The sequence below is a fragment of the Pseudomonas sp. GQ91 genome (genome assembly GCF_059758795.1).
Window position 1 is genome coordinate 481,697 of the sequence record NZ_JCAXED010000001.1, and the last position, 22,745, is coordinate 504,441.

The following is a 22,745-nucleotide window of genomic DNA, read 5'->3' on the forward strand; positions in this document are numbered from 1 at the left end:
GAGCGATCATGGGTTTTTTATTTTCAAGCCTGGCGTCATGCAGGCGCCGAGCTGCGGATCAGATGATCGAAGGCACTGAGCGAAGCCTTGGCGCCCTCGCCCACCGCGATCACGATCTGTTTGTACGGCACGGTGGTTACGTCACCGGCGGCAAACACACCTGGCAGCGACGTCTCGCCACGGGCGTCGACAATAATTTCGCCGCGTGGCGAAAGCTCGACGGTACCCTTGAGCCAGTCGGTGTTCGGCAGCAAGCCGATTTGCACAAAGATCCCTTCCAGCTCGACGGTGTGGAACTCGCCACTGTCACGGTCCTTGTAGGCAAGGCCGGTGACTTTCTGACCATCACCCTTCACTTCACTGGTCAGGGCGCTGGTGATCACATTGACATTGGGCAGGCTGTAGAGCTTGCGCTGCAATACCGCGTCGGCGCGCAACTTGCTGTCGAATTCGAGCAAGGTCACATGGCTGACGATACCTGCGAGGTCAATCGCGGCCTCGACACCGGAGTTACCGCCACCAATGACTGCCACGCGCTTGCCCTTGAACAACGGGCCATCGCAATGCGGGCAGAAACACACGCCCTTGGCTTTGTAGTCCTGCTCACCCGGCACACCCATTTCACGCCAGCGGGCGCCGGTCGCCAGAATCACCGACTTGGATTTGAGCGTCGCACCACTTTCAAAGCGAATCTCATGCAGCTCACCGGGATTTTTTGCCGGAATCAGCGCACTGGCACGCTGCAGGTTCATGATGTCGACATCATATTGCTTCACATGCTCTTCCAGGGCGGCGGCCAGCTTGGGCCCTTCGGTTTCCTGGACCGAGACAAAGTTCTCGATGGCCATGGTGTCCAGCACCTGCCCCCCAAAACGCTCGGCGGCAACACCGGTTCGGATCCCTTTGCGCGCCGCATAGATAGCCGCCGACGCACCGGCCGGACCGCCACCCACCACCAGCACGTCGAAAGCGGTCTTGGCACTGATTTTCTCGGCCTGCTTCTCGATGCCGCTGGTGTCGAGCTTGGCGAGGATTTCCTCGAGGCCCATGCGCCCCTGACCGAAGTTCACACCGTTCAGGTAAACGCTTGGCACCGCCATGATCTGGCGGTCATCGACTTCGGCCTGGAACAACGCACCGTCGATGGCTACGTGGCGAATGTTCGGGTTGAGCACGGCCATCAGGTTCAACGCCTGGACCACGTCCGGGCAGTTCTGGCAGGACAGCGAGAAGTAGGTTTCGAAGTTGAACTCACCTTTGAGGTTACGGATTTGTTCAATCACTTCGATACTGGCCTTCGAGGGATGACCGCCGACTTGCAGCAGCGCCAACACCAGCGAAGTAAATTCATGGCCCATCGGAATGCCGGCGAAACGCAGGCTGATATCGGCACCCGGACGATTGATGGAGAACGAGGGTTTACGTGCATCGTTGCCATCGCTATGCAAGGTAATCAGCGTGGTGAGGCTGGTTACGTCCTGCAACAAGGCAAGCATTTCCTGGGATTTCGCACCGTCGTCGAGGGAGGCGACGATCTCGATCGGCTGGGTGACCCGTTCCAGGTATGACTTCAACTGAGCTTTAAGATTGGCGTCCAACATACGGGCGATTTCCTGTTAATTCGGTTTTTTACAGTCGAAAAAAAACGCCCGGGCGAATCTCGCCCGGGCGTCTTTGGGGGCGGTGCAGCTTACTGAAGTGCGGTAAAACCCGCCCTGTAGCGTTTCACAGTCTTAGATCTTGCCGACCAGGTCCAGGGACGGAGCCAGCGTAGCCTCGCCTTCTTTCCACTTGGCTGGGCACACTTCGCCAGGGTGAGCGGCAACGTACTGAGCAGCCTTGATCTTGCGCAGCAGCTCGGAAGCGTCACGACCAACACCGCCGTCGTTGATTTCAACGATTTTGATCTGGCCTTCAGGGTTGATCACGAAGGTGCCACGGTCTGCCAGGCCAACTTCTTCGATCAGCACGTCGAAGTTACGGGAAATGGCCAGCGTCGGGTCGCCGATCATGGTGTACTGGATTTTGCCGATGGCTGGCGAGGTGTTGTGCCAGGCAGCGTGGGCAAAGTGAGTGTCGGTGGACACACTGTAGATTTCGACGCCCAGTTTCTGGAATTCGGCGTAGTTGTCAGCCAGGTCTTCCAGCTCGGTTGGGCAGACGAAGGTGAAGTCGGCTGGGTAGAAAAATACGACAGACCATTTGCCTTTCAGGTCAGCGTCCGACACATCGACGAAAGCGCCGTTTTTGAATGCGGTGGCTTTGAACGGTTTTACTTGGCTGTTGATGATAGGCATCGATGACTCTCCGTCAGGGGTTAGTAAGTTGATGGGTGAATCCTACCCGCACTCTTGGCAGATGGCTCATTGGCAAACCTGATGCTCGCGATTGGTTTTGACTATCAACGGACTGTATTAATAGAAGAATTTCAAATCAGCGGGACCTCAGCCTGAGCCATGCCAAGAAAAGGCGTCGTTTCAACATAGCGCATGGCAGATTTCATATCCCTCCAACCGACGTAACTCATTAACGACTTCATATCCCAACCGTTGCGATGCGCCCAAGTGGCGAAGCCCCGGCGCAGGGAATGGCTGGTGTATTGCTCACCGTCAATCCCTGCTCGCTCCAGCGCCTGACGCAACAACGGGATAACACTGTTAGGGTGCAATCCCGCCGCACTGAGATTTCCCCAGCGATCAATCCCGCGAAACACCGGCCCGCGCACCAGCGCCGAGGCCCCGAGCCATTCGCTATAGGCCTGGACCGGGCACAAGCGCCGCAATGCCGGCGTCTGATAAGTCTTGCCAAGGTTCTCGCGATCGCTCTTGCTGCGCGGCAGATACAGCGTGATTCCTTCGCCTGGCCTCGCTTGCACGTGCTCAATCTGCAGCCGGCATAGCTCATCACTGCGAAACCCCCGCCAAAAGCCCAGCAGAATCAGAGCACTGTCACGCGTTGCACGCAGCCACCGAGCCTGGTCTCCCGCGCTTCTCGCCTGATCGCGCTCCTGCGCCAACCACTGAGTCACCTGCTCCAGATGCTGGAGCTGTAATGGCTCAGCCTGTTTTTCCTGAGCCGGATGCAGTGCGCGAATCCCCTTCAGCACCTTACGCACCACGGGCGCCTTGGTGGGATCGGGAAATCCCTGGCTGGTGTGCCATTGCGCCAAAGCCGAGAGGCGCAGCTTCAGGGTGTTGATTGACAGTGCGCCCGCGTAGGCCACCAGATAGCGCGCCACGTTGTCGCTGGTGGCGGGCAGGAACCCGCCCCAACTCACCTCAAAATGCTCGATCGACGCACGATAACTGCGGCGGGTGTTGTCGCGGGTGGCGGCGTTTAGATAGCGGTCCAGTTCGCTCATAGGGGCAGACCTTTGTGTACGGCTTTCGAGGGGCATCCAGTTAAAAACGTGCCTGACACGGGATAATACGCCAATATCCCATCTGTAATAATCTGATTTTATACAAATAATTCAATGTGATATAGTATGTAAATACATAACATGTACCACAGTACGAAATCGATGGAGACAACATGGCACGCGGCGGCATCAACAAAGCAGTGGTTCAGACAGCCCGCCTGGCGATCATCGCCCGCGGCGAAAACCCCAGCATCGACGCGGTGCGCATTGAAATGGGCAATACCGGCTCGAAAACCACGATTCATCGCTACCTGAAGGAGCTGGACGAAAGTGAATCTCGGCAGGCCATCACCCAGGCACCGATTGACGATGAACTGGCAGAGCTGGTGGGGAAATTGGCCCAGCGCCTGAAAGACAAGGCCCAGGAACCGATTGATAACGCGCTGGCGCAATTCGAACAGCAGAAAACCGCCCTGCTCGCTCAACTGGAAGAGTTGGAACTGGGCCATACGCTACTCAAGCAGCAGTTCGAGATTCAGGCCGCTGCGCTGCAAGATGAAAGCGCCACACTACACAGCACACTGTCCAGCCTGCAGACCGAGCAAACCCGCAACGCCGGCCTGAGCCAGGCCTGTAGCGATTACGAGCTGCGGATCAATGACAAGGACGAGCAGATTCGCTCACTGGAAGAGAAACACCTGCATGCGCGAGATGCATTGGAGCACTACCGCAACGCGATCAAGGATCAGCGCGAACAGGAGCAGCGACGCCATGAAGGTCAGCTGCAACAGGTGCAAGCCGAACTGCGCCAGGCACAGCAGAGCGCAATGGTGCGCCAGGACGAAATTACCCAGTTACACCGCGACAACGAGCGTCTGCTGATTGAGCATCGCGTCACCGTCAAGGAACTGAGTGCATTGCAGACGCAGCTCGGCCAGGACCGTGAAGCACAGCGTCAATTGCGCGAGCAGCTCAACCTGATCGACGCCGAGCGCAGTCTGCTGCAAGAGCGTCTGCGGGTTGCCCTGCTGGAAACCCAGGCGCGCCAGGAAGCGTTGGCCGAGCACCAACAGATCAACAAATCCCTGGAGATCGACTTGGCCAAGGCCCAGGCCAGTATTGAAGCGTTGCGCCTGGCGGCCGTCGTTGCGACACCGCCAGAAGCAACAGCAACCACCACTACCTGATCAGCTCGATACGGGCGTGCGCATGGTGACGAATTCTTCGGCCGCCGTCGGGTGCACGCCAATGGTTTCATCGAAATGCTGTTTGGTCGCCCCCGCTTTGAGGGCGATCGCGAGGCCTTGGACGATCTCGCCCGCATCCGGCCCAACCATATGGCAACCCAGCACCTTGTCGGTATCGGCATCGACCACCAGCTTCATCAGGGTCCGCTCCTGACAATCCGTAAGGGTCAACTTCATCGGGCGGAAGCGGCTTTCAAAGATCTGCACCTTATGGCCATCGGCCCTGGCCTGCTCTTCGCTCAGGCCCACCGTGCCGATATTCGGCAAGCTGAACACCGCTGTCGGAATCATCGCGTAGTCAACCGGACGATACTGCTCAGGCTTGAACAGACGGCGAGCGACGGCCATGCCTTCCGCCAGGGCCACGGGCGTTAGCTGCACGCGCCCAATGACATCGCCAATCGCCAGGATCGACGACTCGGCGGTCTGGTACAGGTCATTAACCTCGACAAACCCCCGCTTATCAAGCGTGACGCCGGTGGTTTCCAGCCCCAGGTTATCGAGCATCGGACGTCGACCCGTGGCATAGAACACACAATCGGCTTCCAGCACTCGCCCATCTTTCAGCGTGGCCTTGAGACTGCCATCGGCCTGCTTGTCGATACGCGCAATATCCGCATTGAATTGCAGATCAAGGCCGCGCTTGGTCAATTCTTCCTGCAAGTGCTGGCGCACTGCTCCGTCAAATCCACGCAGGAAAAGGTCACCGCGATACAGCAGCGACGTCTGCGCCCCGAGACCGTGGAAGATCCCCGCGAACTCCACCGCGATGTAACCACCGCCGACCACCAGCACACGCTTGGGCAACTGTTTGAGGAAGAACGCCTCGTTGGAGCCGATAGCATGTTCGTGTCCGGGAATTTCAGGAATCTGCGGCCAGCCGCCGGTGGCAATCAGAATGTGCTCGGCGCTGAAGCGCTGGCCATTGATTTCCACCTCGTGCGGCCCAGTCAGGCGCGCATGACCTTCATGCAGGGTGACACCGCTGTTGAGCAGCAGATTGCGGTAAATGCCATTAAGGCGATTGATCTCGCGATCCTTGTTGGCGATCAGGGTCGCCCAATCGAAGTTGGCTTCGCCCAGGGACCAGCCAAAACCACTGGCTTGCTCGAAGTCTTCGGCAAAATGCGCGCCGTAGACCAGCAGCTTTTTCGGCACGCAGCCAACGTTGACACAGGTGCCACCCAAATAGCGGCTTTCAGCCACAGCCACTTTGGCGCCAAAACCCGCCGCAAACCGCGCAGCCCGCACACCGCCGGAACCGGCGCCAATTACATACAGATCAAAATCGTAGGCCATTTCACTCTCCTCGGCAGGTCATCAGCATACCTGCTGATACAGCTTGGGTCATACATGGGGCTGAATAACGCGAAAGCCAACCGCACAGGCTGTGTGAAAGCCTGGCAATCTGCGCGCCATGCAAGTAATGCTGATTGCAGAGTGTCTGGGCACCCTCACCGCTGGGCGACCTTGCCGGTGGTCTTGCTGCTTCGACGCTCCTCCAACAGGGTTCGAGGCAGGAAAAACCCTTCAAAGCTGCGCTGGGTAATCGGATTGTTGGTCTTTTGCGCGCCAATCCGGTAGCGCATCAACCCATCGGCAATGGCGAAGGTCAGGTCCACACTGGTTTCTGTCCGGCCATTGAGGTGTCCACGGCTAAGCAGCCGAAACAGCGACCACGGCCCGCGGTAGCTCAAACTGGCGGTATTGCCGGTGCTGTGCACCAGGGTCAACTGGCTGCCAGTGGTATTGCCCAGACTGTTGGGCCACACCAGCCCCGTGCGTTGCGGCGCGCCATGCTGATAAGGAATCAATTGGCCGTCGACGCTGAGCATGCTGCTCAGGCGCGTCGCGCTGAGTGCCAGGGGTTCGACGCTAAGTTGCACCGCCAGGTGCCCGCGATGATTGAAGAAGGTGTCGCGGATGCGCTCGACTTTTTTCAGTTGCTCCAGCACATCGGTACGCACCAGGTAGCCACCGAGGCTGTCGGAGTACAGGGCATCAAGGTTGTCCTTGAGAAACACGCTCAGGTATTGATCATCAAACCGTTGCAGCCGCCCCTGTGGGCCGAAGAAGGCTTCAAAATCCTCCAGCGACGCATCCTCGCCACTGGCCTTGAACGGGTAGCGGCCCGCCAGCCGCTCACGGTAGAAACTGTAGATTTCACTGTCCCAGCGCTTTTCCAGTTCGCGCAATGCAGCGATCACCAACACCTGCGAGGTCTGGTCGGCAAGTTGCTTGACGTGCTGATTCAATGGCTCGGGCAACCCCACGGCAACCCGTTGCAAGTTGGCAATCGGATCGGCGCCGCCGAGGGAGAAGCGGCTGAGCACGGTTTTCAGTGCCGCTTTGCCGGGGGCGGGATTGTCCTGTACCGCTTTGGCGTAGTCATAGACCGCGCTGACCGCATGCAAGGCTTCTTCGTAATAGGACGGGCGTTCGCCCTGCGACGCAATCAACTCTGCCAAGCTGGAAAATGCCCGCCGAATCCCCGCCGCCTGTCGCTGGCCGTCCGACACCTTGTCCAGGGCAAGCGGCGCCTGTCCTTCGACCAAAGGCAAGGATGGATAGATCACGCTGTTGTCCCGCAGGGTTTCCAGCAGACGCCGCAATGGCGCGGCCGGGCCAGTGACTTGCTCCAACACCGCCACGCCGTGGCTGAGGTCGTCAAAGTCAGTGACCGCGAACTGATTCAACACCCGCCGCCAGCTGTCTATGTAGTCGGCGCTGTACAAGGCGCGGACGCGCTGGGTCAAGACTTTGCGATCTTCGTCGGAGTAGTCCAGGCGTTGCCGCTCGCCAAGTACCCATTGATCGATCATCGCCAGTTCGATGATGTTCCGGGTCCCGGGCTCGAAGTAGTCTTTGAAGCCTCTGGCGGTGAGCAGCGGCGGCAGTTGCAGCCCACTACTGTCGTCATCACCCAGTGGCCGGTATACGATATCAAACGCCGGGCCGATCTCGGTGCGCAGGTCCAGCGGGCGCTGCAACCGTTCGAGGGCGTCTTGCTTCAGGTTCATGTACACGCGCTCGGCCATGGGCAACTGCCGCAATTGTTGCTGCACCTGGACGATTCGCTCGCGGTATTGCGGCAAGTCGGCATCGGCGTATTTCAATGCATAACCCAAATGACTCATCAGGGCGGCCTGCAGCTGGCCCTGGCCCGGATAGGCGCGCTGCCACTGTTTGGCGACCCATTCCTCGACGATGGCCGGTCGACGATTCTGCCGCTCCTCGAGCATGCGATAGACACGCAAAGCGGCCAATTGCTGATTGCTTCCAGCGGGCGCGGCATTGATAGCGTCCAACGCGCCACTGGCGATAGCCGGCAGAAAGCGCTTGGACAACAGATTCAAGTAAGCCTCGTCCACCCTCGGCCCAATCGCCCGCCCCTGATACAGCCCCATATCCGACAGCAACGGCCAGGCTTCGCGGTAGTCGCCATAGACCAACACGGCCTCGCGGATCTGGTCCAGCGGTGCCAACAAATTGCGCCCAGTGGGGTCGACCTTGGCGTCGATATCCCGCGCACTGAACTCCTGGCTTTTGGCCAATACGTTGGCAGCTTTATCGCGGTTGATGCTGAAGTAAAACTGCCAAGTCCCGACAGCCACCAGGCAGCCCAGGGACGCAACACTGAATCCGGCGATCAGCAGTCGGCGCTTGTTGCGGGCCACCTTGATGTTGTCCCCCGCCAGCCCCGCTTCAGGGTAGATCACCCGCTGGAACAATTGCTGGGCGAAGTAAATCGCGCCGCCGCCGAGCGGTTTGACCTCAGGTGGTGGTGGCGGCAGTTGATACGCTTGCCCCGCCTCCTTGACAAAGGCGTTGCTCAGGGTGCCCTGCTGGTAAACCGATGAAAAGTACAGCCCACGCACCAGTGCCGGAGTGGTGAAGCGGTCACTGCCGAGCATTTCGCTCAGGAAGCCAAACAGTGCCGGACGCAGTCCCGCCATTTGACGCAACAGCCCCTGCAGACGATCGCGCTCGCTCAGCCCGCGTGACTCCCTGACGGCGTCGAAAATCTGTTCGCTCAGGCAGGCGACAAACGCCTGGTATTGGCGGGTCAACTCCGTCAGCCAGGCATCGAAATCATCCACCGCGTCCAGGCTGAAGGTGAAACCCAACAGGTCTTCTCGGCCACTGCGCGACAACCGGGCAAAGAACTCTTCGAAACCCTCCAACAGATCGAACTTGCTCAGTGTCACGTACACCGGCAAGCGCGTTCCCAACTGCCGCGTCAGTTCGAACAACCGGGTGCGCAGCAGGTTGGCGTGGGTCTTGCGCTGGTCAGGACGCTGCCTCAACAAAGCCTGCACATCAATCACCAACACCACCCCGTTTAACGCCCGACGGCTGCGGTTGCGCGCCAGCCAGTCGAGCAGGTGCAACCATAGACGCGAGTGGGTGCCGACGGGCAGCACAGGCTTGACCTTGCCTTGGGCCACGCCGTGCTGTTCGGAAGCGCCAGTCGACGACTCCGGCTGGCTGATGAACTGCCCTGGCGGGTCAATCAGCACGGCCTCGTCACCGATCCACCAATCCAGCGGATAAGCCAGTTGTTCCTCGCGCTGGGCGCGCGCGCCAGCCCGGGTGACGTGGGACAGGGAAAAACTCTGATTGGAGCGCGTGACCAGACTGGTTTTGCCGGCATTCTCCTCGCCCAGCACCAGATACCACGGCAACTGATAAAGCGAACGACGGCGCTCCATGCTGTTCAGCAAACTCTCCAGGCTACGGTCCAACGCCCGCTCCTGCGCCTCAAGGTAAGGCAAGCACGGATCGGCTTGCAGCGCGGCCTCATGGCGGCGTTCGACCTGCAAACGCTGGTACCGATTGCGCACCCGCCACGCCCAGACCAGCAGTGGAACGACCAACACCACGACGCTGGCCGAGACCCGCATTGCCAGATCAGCCAACGGCTGCTGCTCACCCCACGTCCACTGCGGCCCCAGCCACCAGATGCCGATCAGCAAAAACACCATGCCCAACAGCACCAGCACCGGCAACGCCTGATTGAACTGGCGCAGTACCGGCAGCCCCCATCGTTTGAGATAACCCCAGACCGTTTTCATGAATCGCTCCTAGCCTATTCTTATAAGTCGCAGTCATTGATTGGTACGTGCGGGTTCGCGCTTACTGCTCTTCAGGTTTACCTTTCGGCGAGCTGGAGCTGGCGATGAACTCATCGAGTATTCGTTTGTTTTCAGCCGCTTTTTCAGGGCTATACCAACGGAAATTGGCGTAAGGATCTGGCTTGGGTGCGACCGAGTTGGAGCGCATGCGTACGGACTTGAGGATCGCGTCCCAGACGGCCATGGCTTCGTAGTCGGTCAGCGAGGGGTTGACCGGCTTTGGGGTGGCGGGTTGTTGCCAGAGTGGGAGTTCATAGCCTATGTTGGCGAAGTCGGGCAGGCTCCAGCGGACGAGATCCTTTGGTTTAGCAGGATCATGTGAGGCACGTTTCATTCCACCCGCAGACATGCGGAAATTCATGCTCGGACGGCTAAAGGAGGGATTTTCGCGATAGTTTTCGCACCCGAAGAGTATTTGACGGTGGGTATCGTCACTGAAGCCGATCAGGGACTCTTCCGCCGGCATTCCCGCCAATGTAATTTGGCCTGTCCGAAGGTTTTCATAATCACCAGCGAGAAAGATCCGCGCCCCCTCCTCGGTCCGGATCTTGATGCTCTTCGTTTGACTAGGTGATAGCGCGTTGACATAAACCTCCAACGACACATCCGAAGCAGGCGGCCGAAAATAGAACGTGGCGATTTCCTGATCGTGATGACTTCTGATCACGATGGGCCCCAAGGCAAAGCCCGCACCTGCGTTCTCCGGTGCAACCTTGAATATTTCCTTGGACAGCTTTAGCAGGCGGGCTTCAACAGGGGCTGTGTTGCCATTGTAAGATTCGGCGCGGAGCATGACATAGGCGTCATCAATGAGCAGATGAGACTCATGAACGAACACGTCCGGGAGCTCTGTGCTTTCGTAATACTGCAACAACTTATGTTGCTGGGTTTCGCGCTTTGCGGAAACCAACATGGGAACATCTGAAAAATTATAGTTCTTGACCGCCGCAATTCGACCTGCCCGCTCATCAACCGCCGCATCAAACCGTGCCTGCGTCACCCCTTCCCCCAGCACTTGCACTTCAACGGTTGAGTGATCGGCATCCAAACCGTAATACAAGGTGACGTCCCCACTGCCATCCCAATTGGCCGGCAAGTCGATCAACCCTCGGCCGAATGCCCAGGTGCGCATGTGGGTAGTCATTTCGCTCACGTGTTGTTTCTCCTGTTGGCTGGGCTGTTTGAAGGCGGCACAACCCGTAAGTAATGCAAACACCAGGCATGCACTAAGCAGGAACAGTCCGCGCAGAGAAGTCTGCGTTTTTGTGTGGCGAACGCTGTCAATGAAAAACATAAAGTCGCAACCCATTATCATTTCTCCGACTTCCACGGCTCGCCGTCCGGCCCGATGGCGATGAACTCAGCGAGTATTCGTTTGTTCTCTGCAGCTTTTTCAGGGCTGTACCAACGGAAGTTCGCGTAAGGGTCTGGTTTGGGTGCGACCGAGTTGAAGCGCATGCGTACGGACTTGAGGATCGCGTCCCAGACGGCCATGGCTTCGTAGTCGGTCAGCGAGGGATTGACCGGGGCTGGGGTGGCGGGTTTCTGCCAGAGTGGCAGTTCGTAGCCTATGTTGGCGAAGTCAGGCAGGGACCAGCGGACAAGGTCGACTTCCAGGTCAGGATTTTTTGGTTTCCTTTTGATACCGCCTGCTGACAGACTGAAACTCATAAAAGGACTATTCAGTGACCGGGTCTCGCGGTAGTTCTCTGCGAGAAAAAGCAGTTGACGGTGAGTGTCGTCACTGAAGCTAATCAAAAACTCATCGGCTCGCATACTCGCGATATTTGTAGCGCCAGCCCGCAACTTGTCGTAATCGTCGGCAAGAAAAATTTTGGTTGTTTCTTTGGTGCGGACCAGCAGAGGCTCACTTTCGCCTGGCGATAGAGCGTTGACGTATACCTCCAAAGTCACATCTGAGGCGGGTGGCCGGAAATAGAAAGTGGCGATTTCCTGATCGTGATGACTTCTGATCACGATGGGGCCCAAGGCAAAGCCCGCACCTGCGTTTTCGGGAGCGACTTTGAATATTTCTTTCGAGAGTTTTATCAGGCGGGCTTCAACAGGGGCGGTTTCGCCTTCGTAGGATTCGGCGCGAAGCATGACGTAAACGTCATCAACCAACTGGTGAAACTCATGCACGAAAGTTTGGCGGCGTGTTGCTTGTTTGTAGTACTGAAGTAGCTTGCCTTGCGGTGAAACAAGCTTCGCGGAAACCAACATGGGCATATCTGACATTTTATAGTTCTTGACCGCCGCAATCCGACCTGCCCGTTCATCAACCGCCGCATCAAACCGTGCCTGCGTCACCCCCTCCCCCAGCACTTGCACTTCAACGGTTGAGTGATCGGCATCCAAACCGTAATACAAGGTGACGTCCCCACTGCCACTCCAACTGGCCGGCAAGTCGATCAACCCACGGCCGAATGCCCAGGTACGCATGTTGTTTGTCAATTCCTGCACGGTATGTTTCTCCTTTTCGCTGGGCTGTCTAAACGTGGAGCAACCGACGGGTAATCCAAGCACCAGGCACACAACAAAAATGGTCAATCCACGCATAAAGGCCTCTTGGCTTTTGCCGCTAACTTGATCAATGAATAAAGGGTGAAGTGCTGGGTGAGCGGATGGCTGTACGACGCCTCATGATCGAAACCCGGGGACTGGATTTGCTGGCGGACCTCGCCGTTGCGCGCATGCCTGACCGGAGCACGCCCCGAGCTCACGGGAACGGTGCCGTCGCCCGCGCCATCCTGCATGCGGCAATGCAGTTCCCAATGGCTGGTCTGCACGGTTCTGACCGGGGAATCGGGATCGCCACGCGGAGGCGGCACGGCTTCAGCTTGGCCGCCGACATACAGTGGGCTACGCCCGTCATCGCGCACCTGATGCATCTCCAGGTTGGAAACGGTGAAGGCATCCGGGCGTGAAGCGTAGGGGCCATTCAGACGCGACCCGCGTCGCATCTGCCAGGTGATGGATTCGAAGCTTGGGTGTTTGTCGTCGTTGCCGTAGTAGACGTAGGTTTGGGGGTGATATGAGCCAGCAATGTCCTGATGAAACTCCTTGGCACTTCGGATATTGTCCGCGAAGATTTTCCACGTGATCGCTTCGCCATCCTTCGGCGCCAACCATTCTTCGCGCAGCAATCCCCACCAACGATCCCTGCGTAAGTAGATCTCTTCGTACGGGTCTTTTACCGGTTGGCGCGGCATGGCCGAGGCACCCTGGTCGTCAATCAAACGTAACCAGCCCGGTGCGTAGTTCTGGGTCGGCAATAATTGCAAGGCACCCGGTGCCTGGGCAAAAACGGCGGTGACTTCCTGGCCGGAGGGACCAATAACGGCACCGGCGATGGGATCTTCGTCACTCATGCCAACCTTGCAGCGGCGGTAGGCGACTGGCGCGCCTGTGGCGGGCATCACCCCATGCACCACGCCCGCAATTTTGTCGGCCATGCCCGGCAGTTGCGCGCAGCGCCTTGCCACCAGCCCGCCCATGGAATGAGTCACCAACATCACCTGCTGACAGTTGCGGCCGTATTGATGCATCAGTTCATCGATGCGTGCAGCGAGTAACCGCGCGGCGTTTTCGTTGGAGTCCAGCCAGTTATACCCACAGGCATGCACCGGCATTCGGTAGCCGGCTCGCGCCAGCAGCTCATCCGAGAGAATCGGCGGCAACTGGCTGGCCAGATTGGTGCCCAGCCCTGGCATACCGATGGATATGCCAGGTTTAAGCCGGGTAATCTGCGTTGGGCCGGGCTCGACTGCCTGGGTGTGCAGATGCTCCGGCTGTATGTCGAATTGCGGCCATTGGTGAGGCATGAATTCGCTGTTGAGCGCTTCTTCCAGCCAGAGCAGGAAAGCGTGATAGCTGGTTTCGCTGACCTCGCCCCAACCACGTTCCTCATAGCGTTCGGCCAGGGCCAGCATTGTCTTTTTCCGGGTCAGCCCAGGTGGCGCGGTGACCGAGCCCGCCGGGCTTTCAGGTACCGCGCCCTTGTCGTCAACCGCGACTCGAAGCGGGTGTAACTTTTTTTGTCTTACACCTGCTGATTTTCGGATCCAGTTTATGGCTAACCACATATTTTTACCGAGGAATCCGGCATCCAACCTCCATACAGGGCGGCCTTCATCCTCAAGGTTCTGAGATTTACTCTTCAAATTCGACCCCATAATCCCCGGCACGAAAATCACCGGCAGTATCCCGTCCGGCGGCAATATGCATTGCACCGCATCGGTAATATTGCTGGGCGTCAGAGTCCAGGTATGCACGGGGTTGCCCCGTGCGTTGTAGGTCAAGGGCGCAACACGAGGCGCCGATGGCTTATCGGTCATAAAAACTCTCCTTCGTTGCGCCGCTTACCACTCTTCAGATTTGCCTTCCGAGAAATTGGCGATGAATTCATCGAGTATTCGTTTGTTTTCAGCGGCTTTTTCAGGGCTGTACCAATGAAAGTTGGCGTAAGGGTCTGGTTTGGGTGCGACCGAGTTGAAGCGCATACGCACGGATTTAAGGATCGCGTCCCAGACGGCCATTGCTTCGTAGTCGGTCAGTGAGGGGTTGACGGGAGTTGGACGCGCCGGGCGTTGCCAAAGGGGTAACTCATAGCCTTTACGGGCGAAGGCTGGCAGGGTCCAGCGCACCAGATCGACTACGGCATCAGGGTCTTTGGCTTTGTTTTTGATACCACCTGCTGAAAGACGAAAGCTCATGGCAGGACGGTTAAGGGACGGGTTATCGCGATAATTTTCACTTACGAAAAGAACTTGCCGGTGTGTGTCATCGCTAAAACCGATCAGCGCCTCTTCGGCTTGCATGCCGGCCAAGGTGATTTTTCCTATGCGTAACGTTTCGTAGTCGCTTGCAAGGAAGATTTTCCCGTCTTTTGGGGTGCGCACATGCAAACGTTCCTCATCATCTCGCGAGAGTGCGTTTACATAGACTTTCAGCGACACGTCCGAAGCAGGTGGCCGGAAATAGAAAGTGGCGATTTCCTGATCGTGATGACTTCTGATCACGATAGGCCCCAACGCAAAGCCGGCACCTGCGTTTTCGGGCGCGACTTTGAAAATTTCTTTCGAGAGTTTTATCAGGCGAGCTTCAACAGGGGCGGTTTCGCCTTCGTAGGATTCGGCGCGAAGCATGACGTAGACGTCATCAATCAACTGGTGAAACTCATGCACGAAAGTTTGGCGGCGTGTTGCTTGTTTGTAGTACTGAAGTAGCTTGCCTTGCGGTGAAATAAGCTTCGCGGAAACCAACATGGGCACATCTGACAATTTATAGTTTTTGACCGCCGCAATCCGACCTGTCCGCTCATCAACCGCCGCATCAAACCGAGCCTGCGTCACCCCTTCCCCCAGTACTCGCACTTCAACGGTTGAGTGATCGACATCCAAACCGTAATACAAGGTGACGTCCCCCCTGCCACTCCAACTGGCCGGCAAGTCGATCAACCCACGCCCGAATGCCCAGGTGCGCATGTTGTTTGTCAATTCCCGCACGGTGTGTTTCTCCTTTTCGCTGGGCTGTTGGAAGGCGGCACAACCCGTTACTAATGCAAACCCCAGGCATGCAATCAGTAGGAACCACCCGCGCATGGGCGCAACACGAGGCGCCGAGGGGTTATCGGTCATGAGGGTTCTCCGTTATCAAGCCATTCCAGTTCAAGCCCTTCGAGCGTCATGCCCTGTTGCAGGGTGACGAAGCCCTCACCATCGGTCCGGCCTTCGAAACGTGCTCCGTCTTTGCGCACCAAGGCGTAGGCACGGTTGCGGATGGCTTGACCGTCGGCGAAGCGGGTTTGGAAGCGTTCGTTGAACGACGTGCTAGGCCAGCTATTGAGTTCCGTTGCGGCATGGCCGGGATCAATGAAATATTTGTTCGCGGCCTTGACCGTGAAGTCGCCGGGCATACCCAGTTCGATGTTGCCGCCCTGCATCTTGATATAGGCCCCGCCGCACAACAGGGTGATGTGCTTATCGGCCGCCACCAGCACATGTTGCTGGCTGGCACTGATTTCCACGCTTTGGTCCGCTTGCACATGGATACTGTTGTGCTGGGCCTGCAACAGCAGTTGGCCGTTGTGGGCAATGTGGCGCATGTCGCCACCCTGGGCGAACAGGCCGAGTTCGTCCCCGGCATTGATCACCACTTTTTTACCTGCCGTCAGTTGCTGGTTGTGTTGTGCCACGCTGTCGATATGCTCGCCTGCGCCCATGGCGACACTGCGGGACGTCGCGAGAGCGATCCCGGCAGGTCCGCTCAAGGCGATGATGGGTTGCCCACCATTCCCTGCCCCGCTGGCTTGATCGTTGGCGCCGTGGCCGAGGGTGTTTAGCGCATCGGTCAACGTCTGTTGCGGCTGCGAATCCTGGGCCACACCTTGAGCGTCTTCAGCCGATGCCCCCAACTGCTTGGCCAATGTCAGGGCGGCTTGCAGCACATCGATCACCTGTTGGCGTTCCAGTTGACCCGCGCCGGCCTTCAGTTGTGCTTCGGCGGTCAGCAACAAACCCTTTGCCGCGCGCAATGCGCCGTGACCGTCAGTACGTAGCTCAAAACCTTCCCCCCTCGGCTGTCCCCCGCCGTAGTGGCGCGGATGTGTGAGGTAGCCGAGATGCAGAGCACTATGTTCGTGATCACTCATTAACGCCGCGCTGATCTGCGCGGTGGTGTCGTCAATGCGCAACTCATTGGCTCGTGTGCCCTTGAACTCGCGGCTTTTGGTCGTTGCTACGGTGTTGAGCTTGGGCAATGCATAGGGTGGAAGATTGGTCTGGCGATATGCACGCCCAGTGGCGATAGGCTGGTCGGGATCGCCATCCAGATAGCTGATAACCAACTCCTGCCCCACGCGCGGAATCGCCATGGAACCCCAGGTCGCCCCGGCCCAGCCTTGGGTCACGCGGATCCAGCACGAACTGTGGTCGTTGTTTTTATCCGAGCGGTCCCATGGGAATTGCACCTTGACCCGGCCCCATTCATCGCAATAGATCTCCTCCCCAGGCGGGCCCACCACGGTGGCAATCTGCGGGCCGTCGATGCGCGGTTTGTTGCACAGCGGGGCTTTCCAGTCGGCGGTCCAGCGGATGGCGCTGGCCTTCAGCTCATAGGAAGTGCCACGGTCGCTGCCAAGCATTTCCTCCTCCAGGCTGGTGTGCTGCTTGCCTTCGTGGGAGACGGCAATGGTGCGCCAGCGGTCGTTGAAGTCCTCGCGTGGATGTTCGTTCAGGTCGAAGGCCAAACCGGGTTGCAGGCGTGCGTCATCGCCGGTCAGGTGCGCCAGTTTGGCGTCATTGCGTAATGCGGCCAGGCGGGTCTGGGTGAAGGGTTTGCCGGCGATGTCACGCTTGTAGCGTCCGGGGTAGTCGTAGCGTTCGTAGTCCTTGTGCTGATTGTTCAGGTCCTGGTCACCGCTGACGGTGTGTTGCTGGTTGTAGCGCGGGTGGGTGAAGGTGTAGTCACGTTGTACCTGCACGGCGGTGCGCACTTGTTCGGTGTAGTGGAAGCGATGCAGCGCCGGTTCCGTGGCATCGCCGCCGGCCATGGGTTGGTAAATCACCGGGCAGTGTTCGTGGGTACCGATGGTGCCCAAGCCGCCAACGCGGTCGGTGAGGATGAGGGTGTGGCCGTCGACGCGGTGTTCGAAGGTGTAGAGCAAGCCTTCTTCGGCGGCGAGTCGGGCGATGAAGGCGAGGTCGGTTTCACCGGCCTGCACGCAGTATTCGCGGGGTTGGTGCTCGAAGCAGATCTCGCTGCGCAGGTCGCTCAGCTTCTGCTCGGCGAGCACGCTGGTGATGATGTCGGGCACGTTCTGGCCCTGGAAGATGCGCCAGTTGGAGCGCAACTGGAAGCGGGCCAAGGTCGGTTCGAGTACGGCGCTGTAACGGGTGCGTCGGAAGCCGGTGTCGCCCTGATGAAACAGGCTGACCAGACCGTGGACATAGCGCACTGGGGTTTCACCGCGCCAAATGGTGAACAGCCCCGCCAAGTCGAGCACCCGATAAAAATCAACGGCCGGGTGATGGCTGACCAGCTCCAACTCCAGCTTGAACGGCTGGGACAGGCCTTCGTCGAGCTTGAACGAGACCACCTCGAAGGGCTCGCCACGCAGCGGTTCGAAGGTGTAGCGCAGATCGCTTTGGCGGGGCATGAGGCTAATCCTTATGTTCGCTGAGAACGGCTGCTACCTTCTGATAAAGCTCCGGCTCCCAGCCCTGCGCCGTGGTATCGCGCATCAACCGCGCAACATTGGCGTACAGGTCGTCCGCCAGCCAAGACAGCCCGCGGGACGCCAGCAGGTCGGCGGCGATCACCGTGGCGTAGCTGCGTTGGCGCGGGGCCTCATGGCCGGCGTGTAATGCCTGCAGGCGCAACAACACCACTTCGACGCCTTCGGTATTGAGTTGGGTCGCCAGTTCGTCGCGCAGCCCGGCGTATTCCTGCACGGGGCTGCCCACCATTCCAGCCTGGTCGGCACCGGTGATCCATGCCTCCGTTTGTGCGTCCACAAACGGTGTGCCGTCGCTGAAACACAGCTCTGTCAGGGCAGGCAAACGGCAGACGAAACGTTCACAGGCCAGGCGGATCGCAGCGGCTACCTCCTCCATCGCCAGACGCGAGGCGACATGGGCTGCCAGGTAGCTGCCGCGTAGCCAATACGGTGAGGCGCAGACGCTTTTTTCGATGCGCAGCAGCACGTCGGGCGCGAGGCTGCTGTTGCTCAGTGCATCCTGATATCCCTCGACGATATCCCGGGGCACGGCGGTCAATTCCGTACGCAGGTCGCGCATGATCAAGGGCGCTGTGCGCAAATGCGACCACAGGCCAAAGCGGCGCAATTGGTAGCCGGTGGGGTCGTAGGGATCTTGCTGGTTGATCTGTTCAGCCATGTGCAACAGCGCCCGCCGTTGCTCACGTTCGCTACCGGGCAGGTGGGGTTTGGGGGCGGGAAAAAAGGCTGAACCCAACACGCTGCCAGAGGCGGAAATGCCCGCCGCCTGTGCCGGAACAACCGGTTCGTTGTACTTGTCCAGTTTGCGCTGCAGCGCGTCTATCGGCGCCGGGTCCAACTTGGCGTGTTCAACACAGCGTTGCAGAATGGCCAGGGCCAGTTCTGCTGCCGCCTGATGGCAGGGTGCGAAGCTGCTGCGGTCCAGGCCCGGCAGCGCTTGCGCAAGGTCTGCCAGCAAACGCTGCACTTGCTTGCGCTTGTTCAAATAGCCGGTCGGCCCTGGCTTGGGGTAGGCGCTGTCCCAATACAACTCGACCATGCCCGCCAGCAAGCCGAGGGCTCCGGCCCAGCGCGCCCATTGCCGGGTGCGCAGCCAAACCGCCTGCAGATGGCCGATGATGCGCCAATGTTTGCATTGGGTCGCCAGGTATTGCCGGGACGCTTCATCGATATACGGCCAGTCAATGTCGCCCTCACGCAGGCCACCCAATTTGACCATTTCCTGGTCAATAGCTTGGTAGGTCTCATCCTCCACATCGAAGTGCCCGGCCGGTTGCTCGAGTTCAATGGGCGTCAGCAACAGTTTTGCGGTGTTCGCCGGTACGTCAATCACCAGCGACATACTTGGCGCTCCTGCTCGATCAACTCGCCCAGTCCTTGCGCGTCAAATACCAGGCCGTGCAGCCGAGGATAATCACTCTCAAGCCGCAGGCGTTGACCACCGCCCATATTGCGCAACAGCGAAATGGCCTGCAGCCCTCGCCCGGCATCGACTACCAGGCCGGCGTCATCCAGTACCTGCCATTGATACGCCTCAGACACCGGGCGCCCGTCCTTGAATAGCTGGATCCGAACTTTGTTGGGCCTTGCTGGCTCATCCAGCACCAGTTGCAGGCGCGAGATATTTGATTCGCAGCTGATTGCCAGATATGGCCGGGGCGGCAATGCGCCCAAGGCCGGGGCCGAGATCACCACCCGTTGCTGCTGGTGGTTGTCCGGTTCGGGGAACAACGACAACACAAAGCGCTGGTCCTCGGGTCGACGTTTGAGCTCATTACGCTGGACCAGATCGACGATCGGCAGCACCCGTCCCAGGGCGCGCGGCACCGGCGGCGGGTGAAGGGGAGTGCCCGCCGCCAGGTCAAAACACTCGAGCCGCTTCAAGGGCGAGACGATCGCCGGGCAATCCTGGGCTGCTGACGTTGCCTGCGCCCCCACCGCCGCCGCCATTGCCAGGCATAACCTCCAACTCCATCGCTGCCATCCGTTGCGCATCAACCGCCTCCTAATATGCCTCGTCGAAATCCGAACAGGACAATGACTTGAACTTTCCTAACTAACCAGGTGATCCGAAAAGTTAATGTGATCGCCTATCAGAGATTCACTCGACAGGTAATGAATAGGCAAGTTAAAGGCGCAAAACTTTGTGTTAAGACCTGAATAAAAAGAGACTTCCCTCAGACTCATCTAAAACTTATGTAGGACAAGTACGCAAATGGCACAAACGCTTTTTCCTACACCAAATACCCACGATCCGCGTCGGCATCGTCCGACATGACAAACATTGAAACAGCTGTTTCTAATAGTCCGACCTTACGAAAACGGACTTTTTCCATGTCAAAGACTCACGGTTCTGTCGCACCAAAAGAGCGTATCAACATCAAGTACGTCCCGGCCACGGGCGACCAACAAGCCGAAGTCGAGTTGCCTCTGAAGGTACTGATCACGGGGGACTTCAAAGGGCACGGCGAACTAGCCGCCCTGGAGGATCGGCAATCCATCCGTATCGACAAAGACACATTCAACGAAGTACTGGCCAAAGCCGCAATAGGCCTGAAAATGGCGGTGCCTTCTGCCCTGAGCACTGACCACGACACTGACTTGAACGTGCACCTGCGCTTCAACAGCATCAATGACTTCGGCCCGGACGCCGTGGCACGGCAAGTTCCTGAATTGAACAAGTTGCTCGAACTACGTGAAGCCCTGGTCGCGCTTAAAGGTCCGCTGGGTAACGTCCCTGCCTTTCGCAAACATCTGCAACGTCTGCTGACTGATGAAACCGCTCGCCACCGTTTGGCCAGTGAACTCAATCTGGTGCTCGACGCGCCAACTAACTGATCCCACTTGTTTACAATGGAGTAAGCCTCATGCCTAGGGAAAGTGCCGCCGCCGAAAGGCTGGTCACCGACGAAGAGCCCTCGTTACTCGATCAACTGTTGGCCAACACTACCATTCGTCCCACCCAGGAAGGTTATGCCATTGCCCGCCAAGGCGTGGCCGCGTTCATCAGCGAAATCTTGCAAAGCGGCGATCATCAGCAGCCAATCAACAAGCATCGGGTCGACCAGATGATCGTCGAAATCGACCGCGCGCTGGGTAAGCAGATGGACGTGATCCTGCATCAGCCGCAATTCCAACAACTGGAGTCGGCGTGGCGCGGGCTGAAGCTGCTGGTGGATCGCACCGACTTTCGCGAGAACATCAAGCTGGAAATGCTGCATGTCACCAAGGAAGAACTGCTGGACGACTTCGACAACGCCGGTGACATCACCCGCAGCGGCTTGTACAAGCACGTCTACACCGCCGGCTACGGCCAGTTTGGCGGCGAGCCCGTCGGCGCCATCATTGGCAACTACACCTTCGGCCCCAGTTCGCCGGACATCAAATTGTTGAGCTATGTGGCCTCTATCGGTGCCATGTCCCATGCACCTTTTGTCTCGGCGGCGGGGCCCGAGCTTTTCAACCTGGAGGGTTTCCAGGGCCTGCCCGACCTCAAGGAAATCAGCGATATTTTTGACGGTCCGCGGCACACCAAATGGAGAAGCCTGCGTGAATCGGAAGATGCACGCCATCTGGCCTTGACCATGCCGCGATTCCTGTTGCGCACCCCGTACAGCACCGAGGACAACACGGTACGCAGCTTTGGCTATGACGAGGCCGTCGACGGCAATCACGATAACTACCTTTGGGGTAACACCGCATACCTGATGGCCTCCCGCATTACCGACAGTTTCGCCCGCTACCGCTGGTGCCCGAACATTATCGGCCCGCAATCCGGCGGTGCGGTGGACGATCTGCCGCTGCACCTGTATGAATCACTCGGACAGTTACAGGCCAAGATTCCCACCGAAGTATTGATCTCCGACCGCAAGGAGTTCGAGCTGGCCGAAGCCGGATTTATCCCGCTGACCATGCGCAAGGACAGCGATAACGCGGCGTTCTTCTCTGCCAACTCAGTGCAGAAGCCCAAAAACTTCCCCAAGACCCGCGAAGGCCAGGAGGCCCAGACCAACTACAAGCTCGGTACCCAGTTGCCCTACCTGTTTATCGTCAATCGCCTGGCCCACTACATCAAGGTGCTGCAACGCGAACAAATTGGCAGTTGGAAGGAGCGCCAGGACTTGGAGCGCGAGCTGAACACCTGGCTCAAGCAATACATCGCTGATCAGGAAAACCCTTCGAGCGACGTGCGCAGCCGTCGTCCCTTGCGCGCGGCGCACATTGTCGTGCAGGACGTCGCTGGCAATCCGGGTTGGTACCAAGTGGCGCTGGCGGTGCGACCGCACTTCAAGTACATGGGCGCCAACTTCGAGATTTCCCTGGTCGGTCGACTGGACACCCAATAGGTGGCCACGGCCAGCCTGTTCGAACGCCTTGAACCCAACGCACCGCGCTACCGCCAAGGCTGCGCGGATGAACAAGCGCGCCGGCGGATCGACGCAATCAAACGGCACCTGGAACACCTGCTGAACTCGCGCCAAGGCTGCTCGCAAAGCAGTCCTGAGCTGGGCCTGCGCGACTTCAACGGCGTCACCCAGGCCAGCAGTGATCTGGTGGTCGCCATCAGCGCTGACATTCGGCGTTCGATAGAAGCGTTTGAGCCGCGCATCAGGGTAATGGGCGTGCGTCATCAACCCGACCCGGACTTGCCGCTGGAGCTGAATTTTCGCCTCGATTGCCAGGTGCGGGTCAACCACAAGGAAGAACAGGTGCAGATCGACGTGGCCATGCACGGCCGCAACGGTTACACCCGAGTGAAATGA

16 protein-coding genes are annotated in these 22,745 nt (G+C 58.5%); 4 read left to right on the forward strand and 12 right to left on the reverse strand.

All coding sequences use genetic code 11. From position 1 onward, the window contains the following. Window positions 1-35 precede the first annotated feature (35 nt). The 3 genes from ahpF to AC6CIA_RS01840 all read right to left on the reverse strand — a co-directional run bounded on the left by ahpF (window position 36) and on the right by AC6CIA_RS01840 (window position 3,361). Entirely contained in the window at window positions 36-1,601 is a 1,566-nt protein-coding gene (gene ahpF, locus AC6CIA_RS01830; RefSeq protein ID WP_498310362.1) for an alkyl hydroperoxide reductase subunit F, read from the reverse strand. 132 nt (window positions 1,602-1,733) lie between these two features. Continuing rightward, the gene (gene ahpC / locus AC6CIA_RS01835) at window positions 1,734-2,297 is read right to left on the reverse strand and encodes an alkyl hydroperoxide reductase subunit C (protein WP_498310363.1); all 564 of its coding nucleotides are present in this window, start codon (window positions 2,295-2,297) and stop codon (window positions 1,734-1,736) included. A gap of 131 nt (window positions 2,298-2,428) precedes the next feature. Continuing rightward, window positions 2,429-3,361 (reverse strand): site-specific integrase, encoded by a 933-nt coding sequence (locus AC6CIA_RS01840; protein WP_498310364.1) that lies wholly within the window; start codon window positions 3,359-3,361, stop codon window positions 2,429-2,431. Between the two features lie 173 nt (window positions 3,362-3,534). On the opposite strand from AC6CIA_RS01840, the gene AC6CIA_RS01845 reads away from it, so the two are divergent. Then, window positions 3,535-4,548, forward strand: coding sequence for a DNA-binding protein (locus AC6CIA_RS01845; RefSeq protein WP_498310365.1), 1,014 nt, complete (start codon window positions 3,535-3,537; stop codon window positions 4,546-4,548). On the opposite strand, the gene gorA is transcribed toward AC6CIA_RS01845, so the two are convergent. The 9 genes from gorA to vasI form a co-directional block, all read right to left on the reverse strand. Next, the gene (gene gorA, locus AC6CIA_RS01850; protein ID WP_498310366.1) at window positions 4,549-5,907 is read right to left on the reverse strand and encodes a glutathione-disulfide reductase; all 1,359 of its coding nucleotides are present in this window, start codon (window positions 5,905-5,907) and stop codon (window positions 4,549-4,551) included. It abuts the gene before it with no gap. 155 nt (window positions 5,908-6,062) lie between these two features. Further along, window positions 6,063-9,683 carry a type VI secretion system membrane subunit TssM gene (gene tssM, locus AC6CIA_RS01855; RefSeq protein ID WP_498310367.1) on the reverse strand — a complete coding sequence of 1,207 codons (3,621 nt, stop codon included), beginning with the start codon at window positions 9,681-9,683 and terminating at the stop codon, window positions 6,063-6,065. A 61-nt stretch (window positions 9,684-9,744) separates the two neighbouring features. Next, window positions 9,745-11,073 carry a T6SS immunity protein Tli4 family protein gene (locus AC6CIA_RS01860; protein WP_498310368.1) on the reverse strand — a complete coding sequence of 443 codons (1,329 nt, stop codon included), beginning with the start codon at window positions 11,071-11,073 and terminating at the stop codon, window positions 9,745-9,747. Next, on the reverse strand, window positions 11,055-12,302 hold the full coding sequence (locus AC6CIA_RS01865; RefSeq protein ID WP_498310369.1) for a T6SS immunity protein Tli4 family protein: 1,248 nt from the start codon (window positions 12,300-12,302) through the stop codon (window positions 11,055-11,057). The genes AC6CIA_RS01860 and AC6CIA_RS01865 overlap by 19 nt, the downstream gene beginning before the upstream one ends. Beyond that, the gene (locus AC6CIA_RS01870) at window positions 12,290-14,080 is read right to left on the reverse strand and encodes an esterase/lipase family protein (RefSeq protein ID WP_498310370.1); all 1,791 of its coding nucleotides are present in this window, start codon (window positions 14,078-14,080) and stop codon (window positions 12,290-12,292) included. The genes AC6CIA_RS01865 and AC6CIA_RS01870 overlap by 13 nt, the downstream gene beginning before the upstream one ends. Before the next feature lie 24 nt (window positions 14,081-14,104). Then, on the reverse strand, window positions 14,105-15,382 hold the full coding sequence (locus tag AC6CIA_RS01875) for a T6SS immunity protein Tli4 family protein (protein WP_498310371.1): 1,278 nt from the start codon (window positions 15,380-15,382) through the stop codon (window positions 14,105-14,107). Beyond that, the gene (locus AC6CIA_RS01880; RefSeq protein WP_498310372.1) at window positions 15,379-17,901 is read right to left on the reverse strand and encodes a type VI secretion system Vgr family protein; all 2,523 of its coding nucleotides are present in this window, start codon (window positions 17,899-17,901) and stop codon (window positions 15,379-15,381) included. The genes AC6CIA_RS01875 and AC6CIA_RS01880 overlap by 4 nt, the downstream gene beginning before the upstream one ends. Window positions 17,902-17,905: 4 nt before the next feature. After that, window positions 17,906-19,324 (reverse strand): type VI secretion system protein TssA, encoded by a 1,419-nt coding sequence (tssA, locus tag AC6CIA_RS01885; RefSeq protein WP_498310373.1) that lies wholly within the window; start codon window positions 19,322-19,324, stop codon window positions 17,906-17,908. Continuing rightward, window positions 19,312-19,977, reverse strand: a complete 666-nt coding sequence (gene vasI, locus AC6CIA_RS01890) for a type VI secretion system-associated protein VasI (protein WP_498310374.1) — start codon at window positions 19,975-19,977, stop codon at window positions 19,312-19,314. Before vasI ends, tssA begins: the two co-directional genes overlap by 13 nt. Window positions 19,978-20,316: 339 nt before the next feature. Here vasI and tssB point away from each other — a divergent pair, with 339 nt between their 5' ends. The 3 genes from tssB to tssE are packed head-to-tail and all read left to right on the forward strand — an operon-like array spanning window position 20,317 to window position 22,745. Next, on the forward strand, window positions 20,317-20,820 hold the full coding sequence (gene tssB / locus AC6CIA_RS01895) for a type VI secretion system contractile sheath small subunit (protein ID WP_498310375.1): 504 nt from the start codon (window positions 20,317-20,319) through the stop codon (window positions 20,818-20,820). A gap of 29 nt (window positions 20,821-20,849) precedes the next feature. Then, window positions 20,850-22,328, forward strand: coding sequence for a type VI secretion system contractile sheath large subunit (tssC, locus tag AC6CIA_RS01900; RefSeq protein WP_498310376.1), 1,479 nt, complete (start codon window positions 20,850-20,852; stop codon window positions 22,326-22,328). Further along, window positions 22,329-22,745 carry a type VI secretion system baseplate subunit TssE gene (gene tssE / locus AC6CIA_RS01905; RefSeq protein WP_498310377.1) on the forward strand — a complete coding sequence of 139 codons (417 nt, stop codon included), beginning with the start codon at window positions 22,329-22,331 and terminating at the stop codon, window positions 22,743-22,745.

What these genes read in the sequence shown, in the direction of transcription:
- ahpF (WP_498310362.1), bottom strand. Translation starts at nt 1,601, where the DNA reads ATGTTGGACGCCAATCTTAAAGCTCAGTTGAAGTCATACCTGGAACGG.
- ahpC (WP_498310363.1), bottom strand. Translation starts at nt 2,297, where the DNA reads ATGCCTATCATCAACAGCCAAGTAAAACCGTTCAAAGCCACCGCATTC.
- AC6CIA_RS01840 (WP_498310364.1), bottom strand. Translation starts at nt 3,361, where the DNA reads ATGAGCGAACTGGACCGCTATCTAAACGCCGCCACCCGCGACAACACC.
- AC6CIA_RS01845 (WP_498310365.1), top strand. Translation starts at nt 3,535, where the DNA reads ATGGCACGCGGCGGCATCAACAAAGCAGTGGTTCAGACAGCCCGCCTG.
- gorA (WP_498310366.1), bottom strand. Translation starts at nt 5,907, where the DNA reads ATGGCCTACGATTTTGATCTGTATGTAATTGGCGCCGGTTCCGGCGGT.
- tssM (WP_498310367.1), bottom strand. Translation starts at nt 9,683, where the DNA reads ATGAAAACGGTCTGGGGTTATCTCAAACGATGGGGGCTGCCGGTACTG.
- AC6CIA_RS01865 (WP_498310369.1), bottom strand. Translation starts at nt 12,302, where the DNA reads ATGCGTGGATTGACCATTTTTGTTGTGTGCCTGGTGCTTGGATTACCC.
- AC6CIA_RS01870 (WP_498310370.1), bottom strand. Translation starts at nt 14,080, where the DNA reads ATGACCGATAAGCCATCGGCGCCTCGTGTTGCGCCCTTGACCTACAAC.
- AC6CIA_RS01875 (WP_498310371.1), bottom strand. Translation starts at nt 15,382, where the DNA reads ATGACCGATAACCCCTCGGCGCCTCGTGTTGCGCCCATGCGCGGGTGG.
- AC6CIA_RS01880 (WP_498310372.1), bottom strand. Translation starts at nt 17,901, where the DNA reads ATGCCCCGCCAAAGCGATCTGCGCTACACCTTCGAACCGCTGCGTGGC.
- tssA (WP_498310373.1), bottom strand. Translation starts at nt 19,324, where the DNA reads ATGTCGCTGGTGATTGACGTACCGGCGAACACCGCAAAACTGTTGCTG.
- vasI (WP_498310374.1), bottom strand. Translation starts at nt 19,977, where the DNA reads ATGCGCAACGGATGGCAGCGATGGAGTTGGAGGTTATGCCTGGCAATG.
- tssB (WP_498310375.1), top strand. Translation starts at nt 20,317, where the DNA reads ATGTCAAAGACTCACGGTTCTGTCGCACCAAAAGAGCGTATCAACATC.
- tssC (WP_498310376.1), top strand. Translation starts at nt 20,850, where the DNA reads ATGCCTAGGGAAAGTGCCGCCGCCGAAAGGCTGGTCACCGACGAAGAG.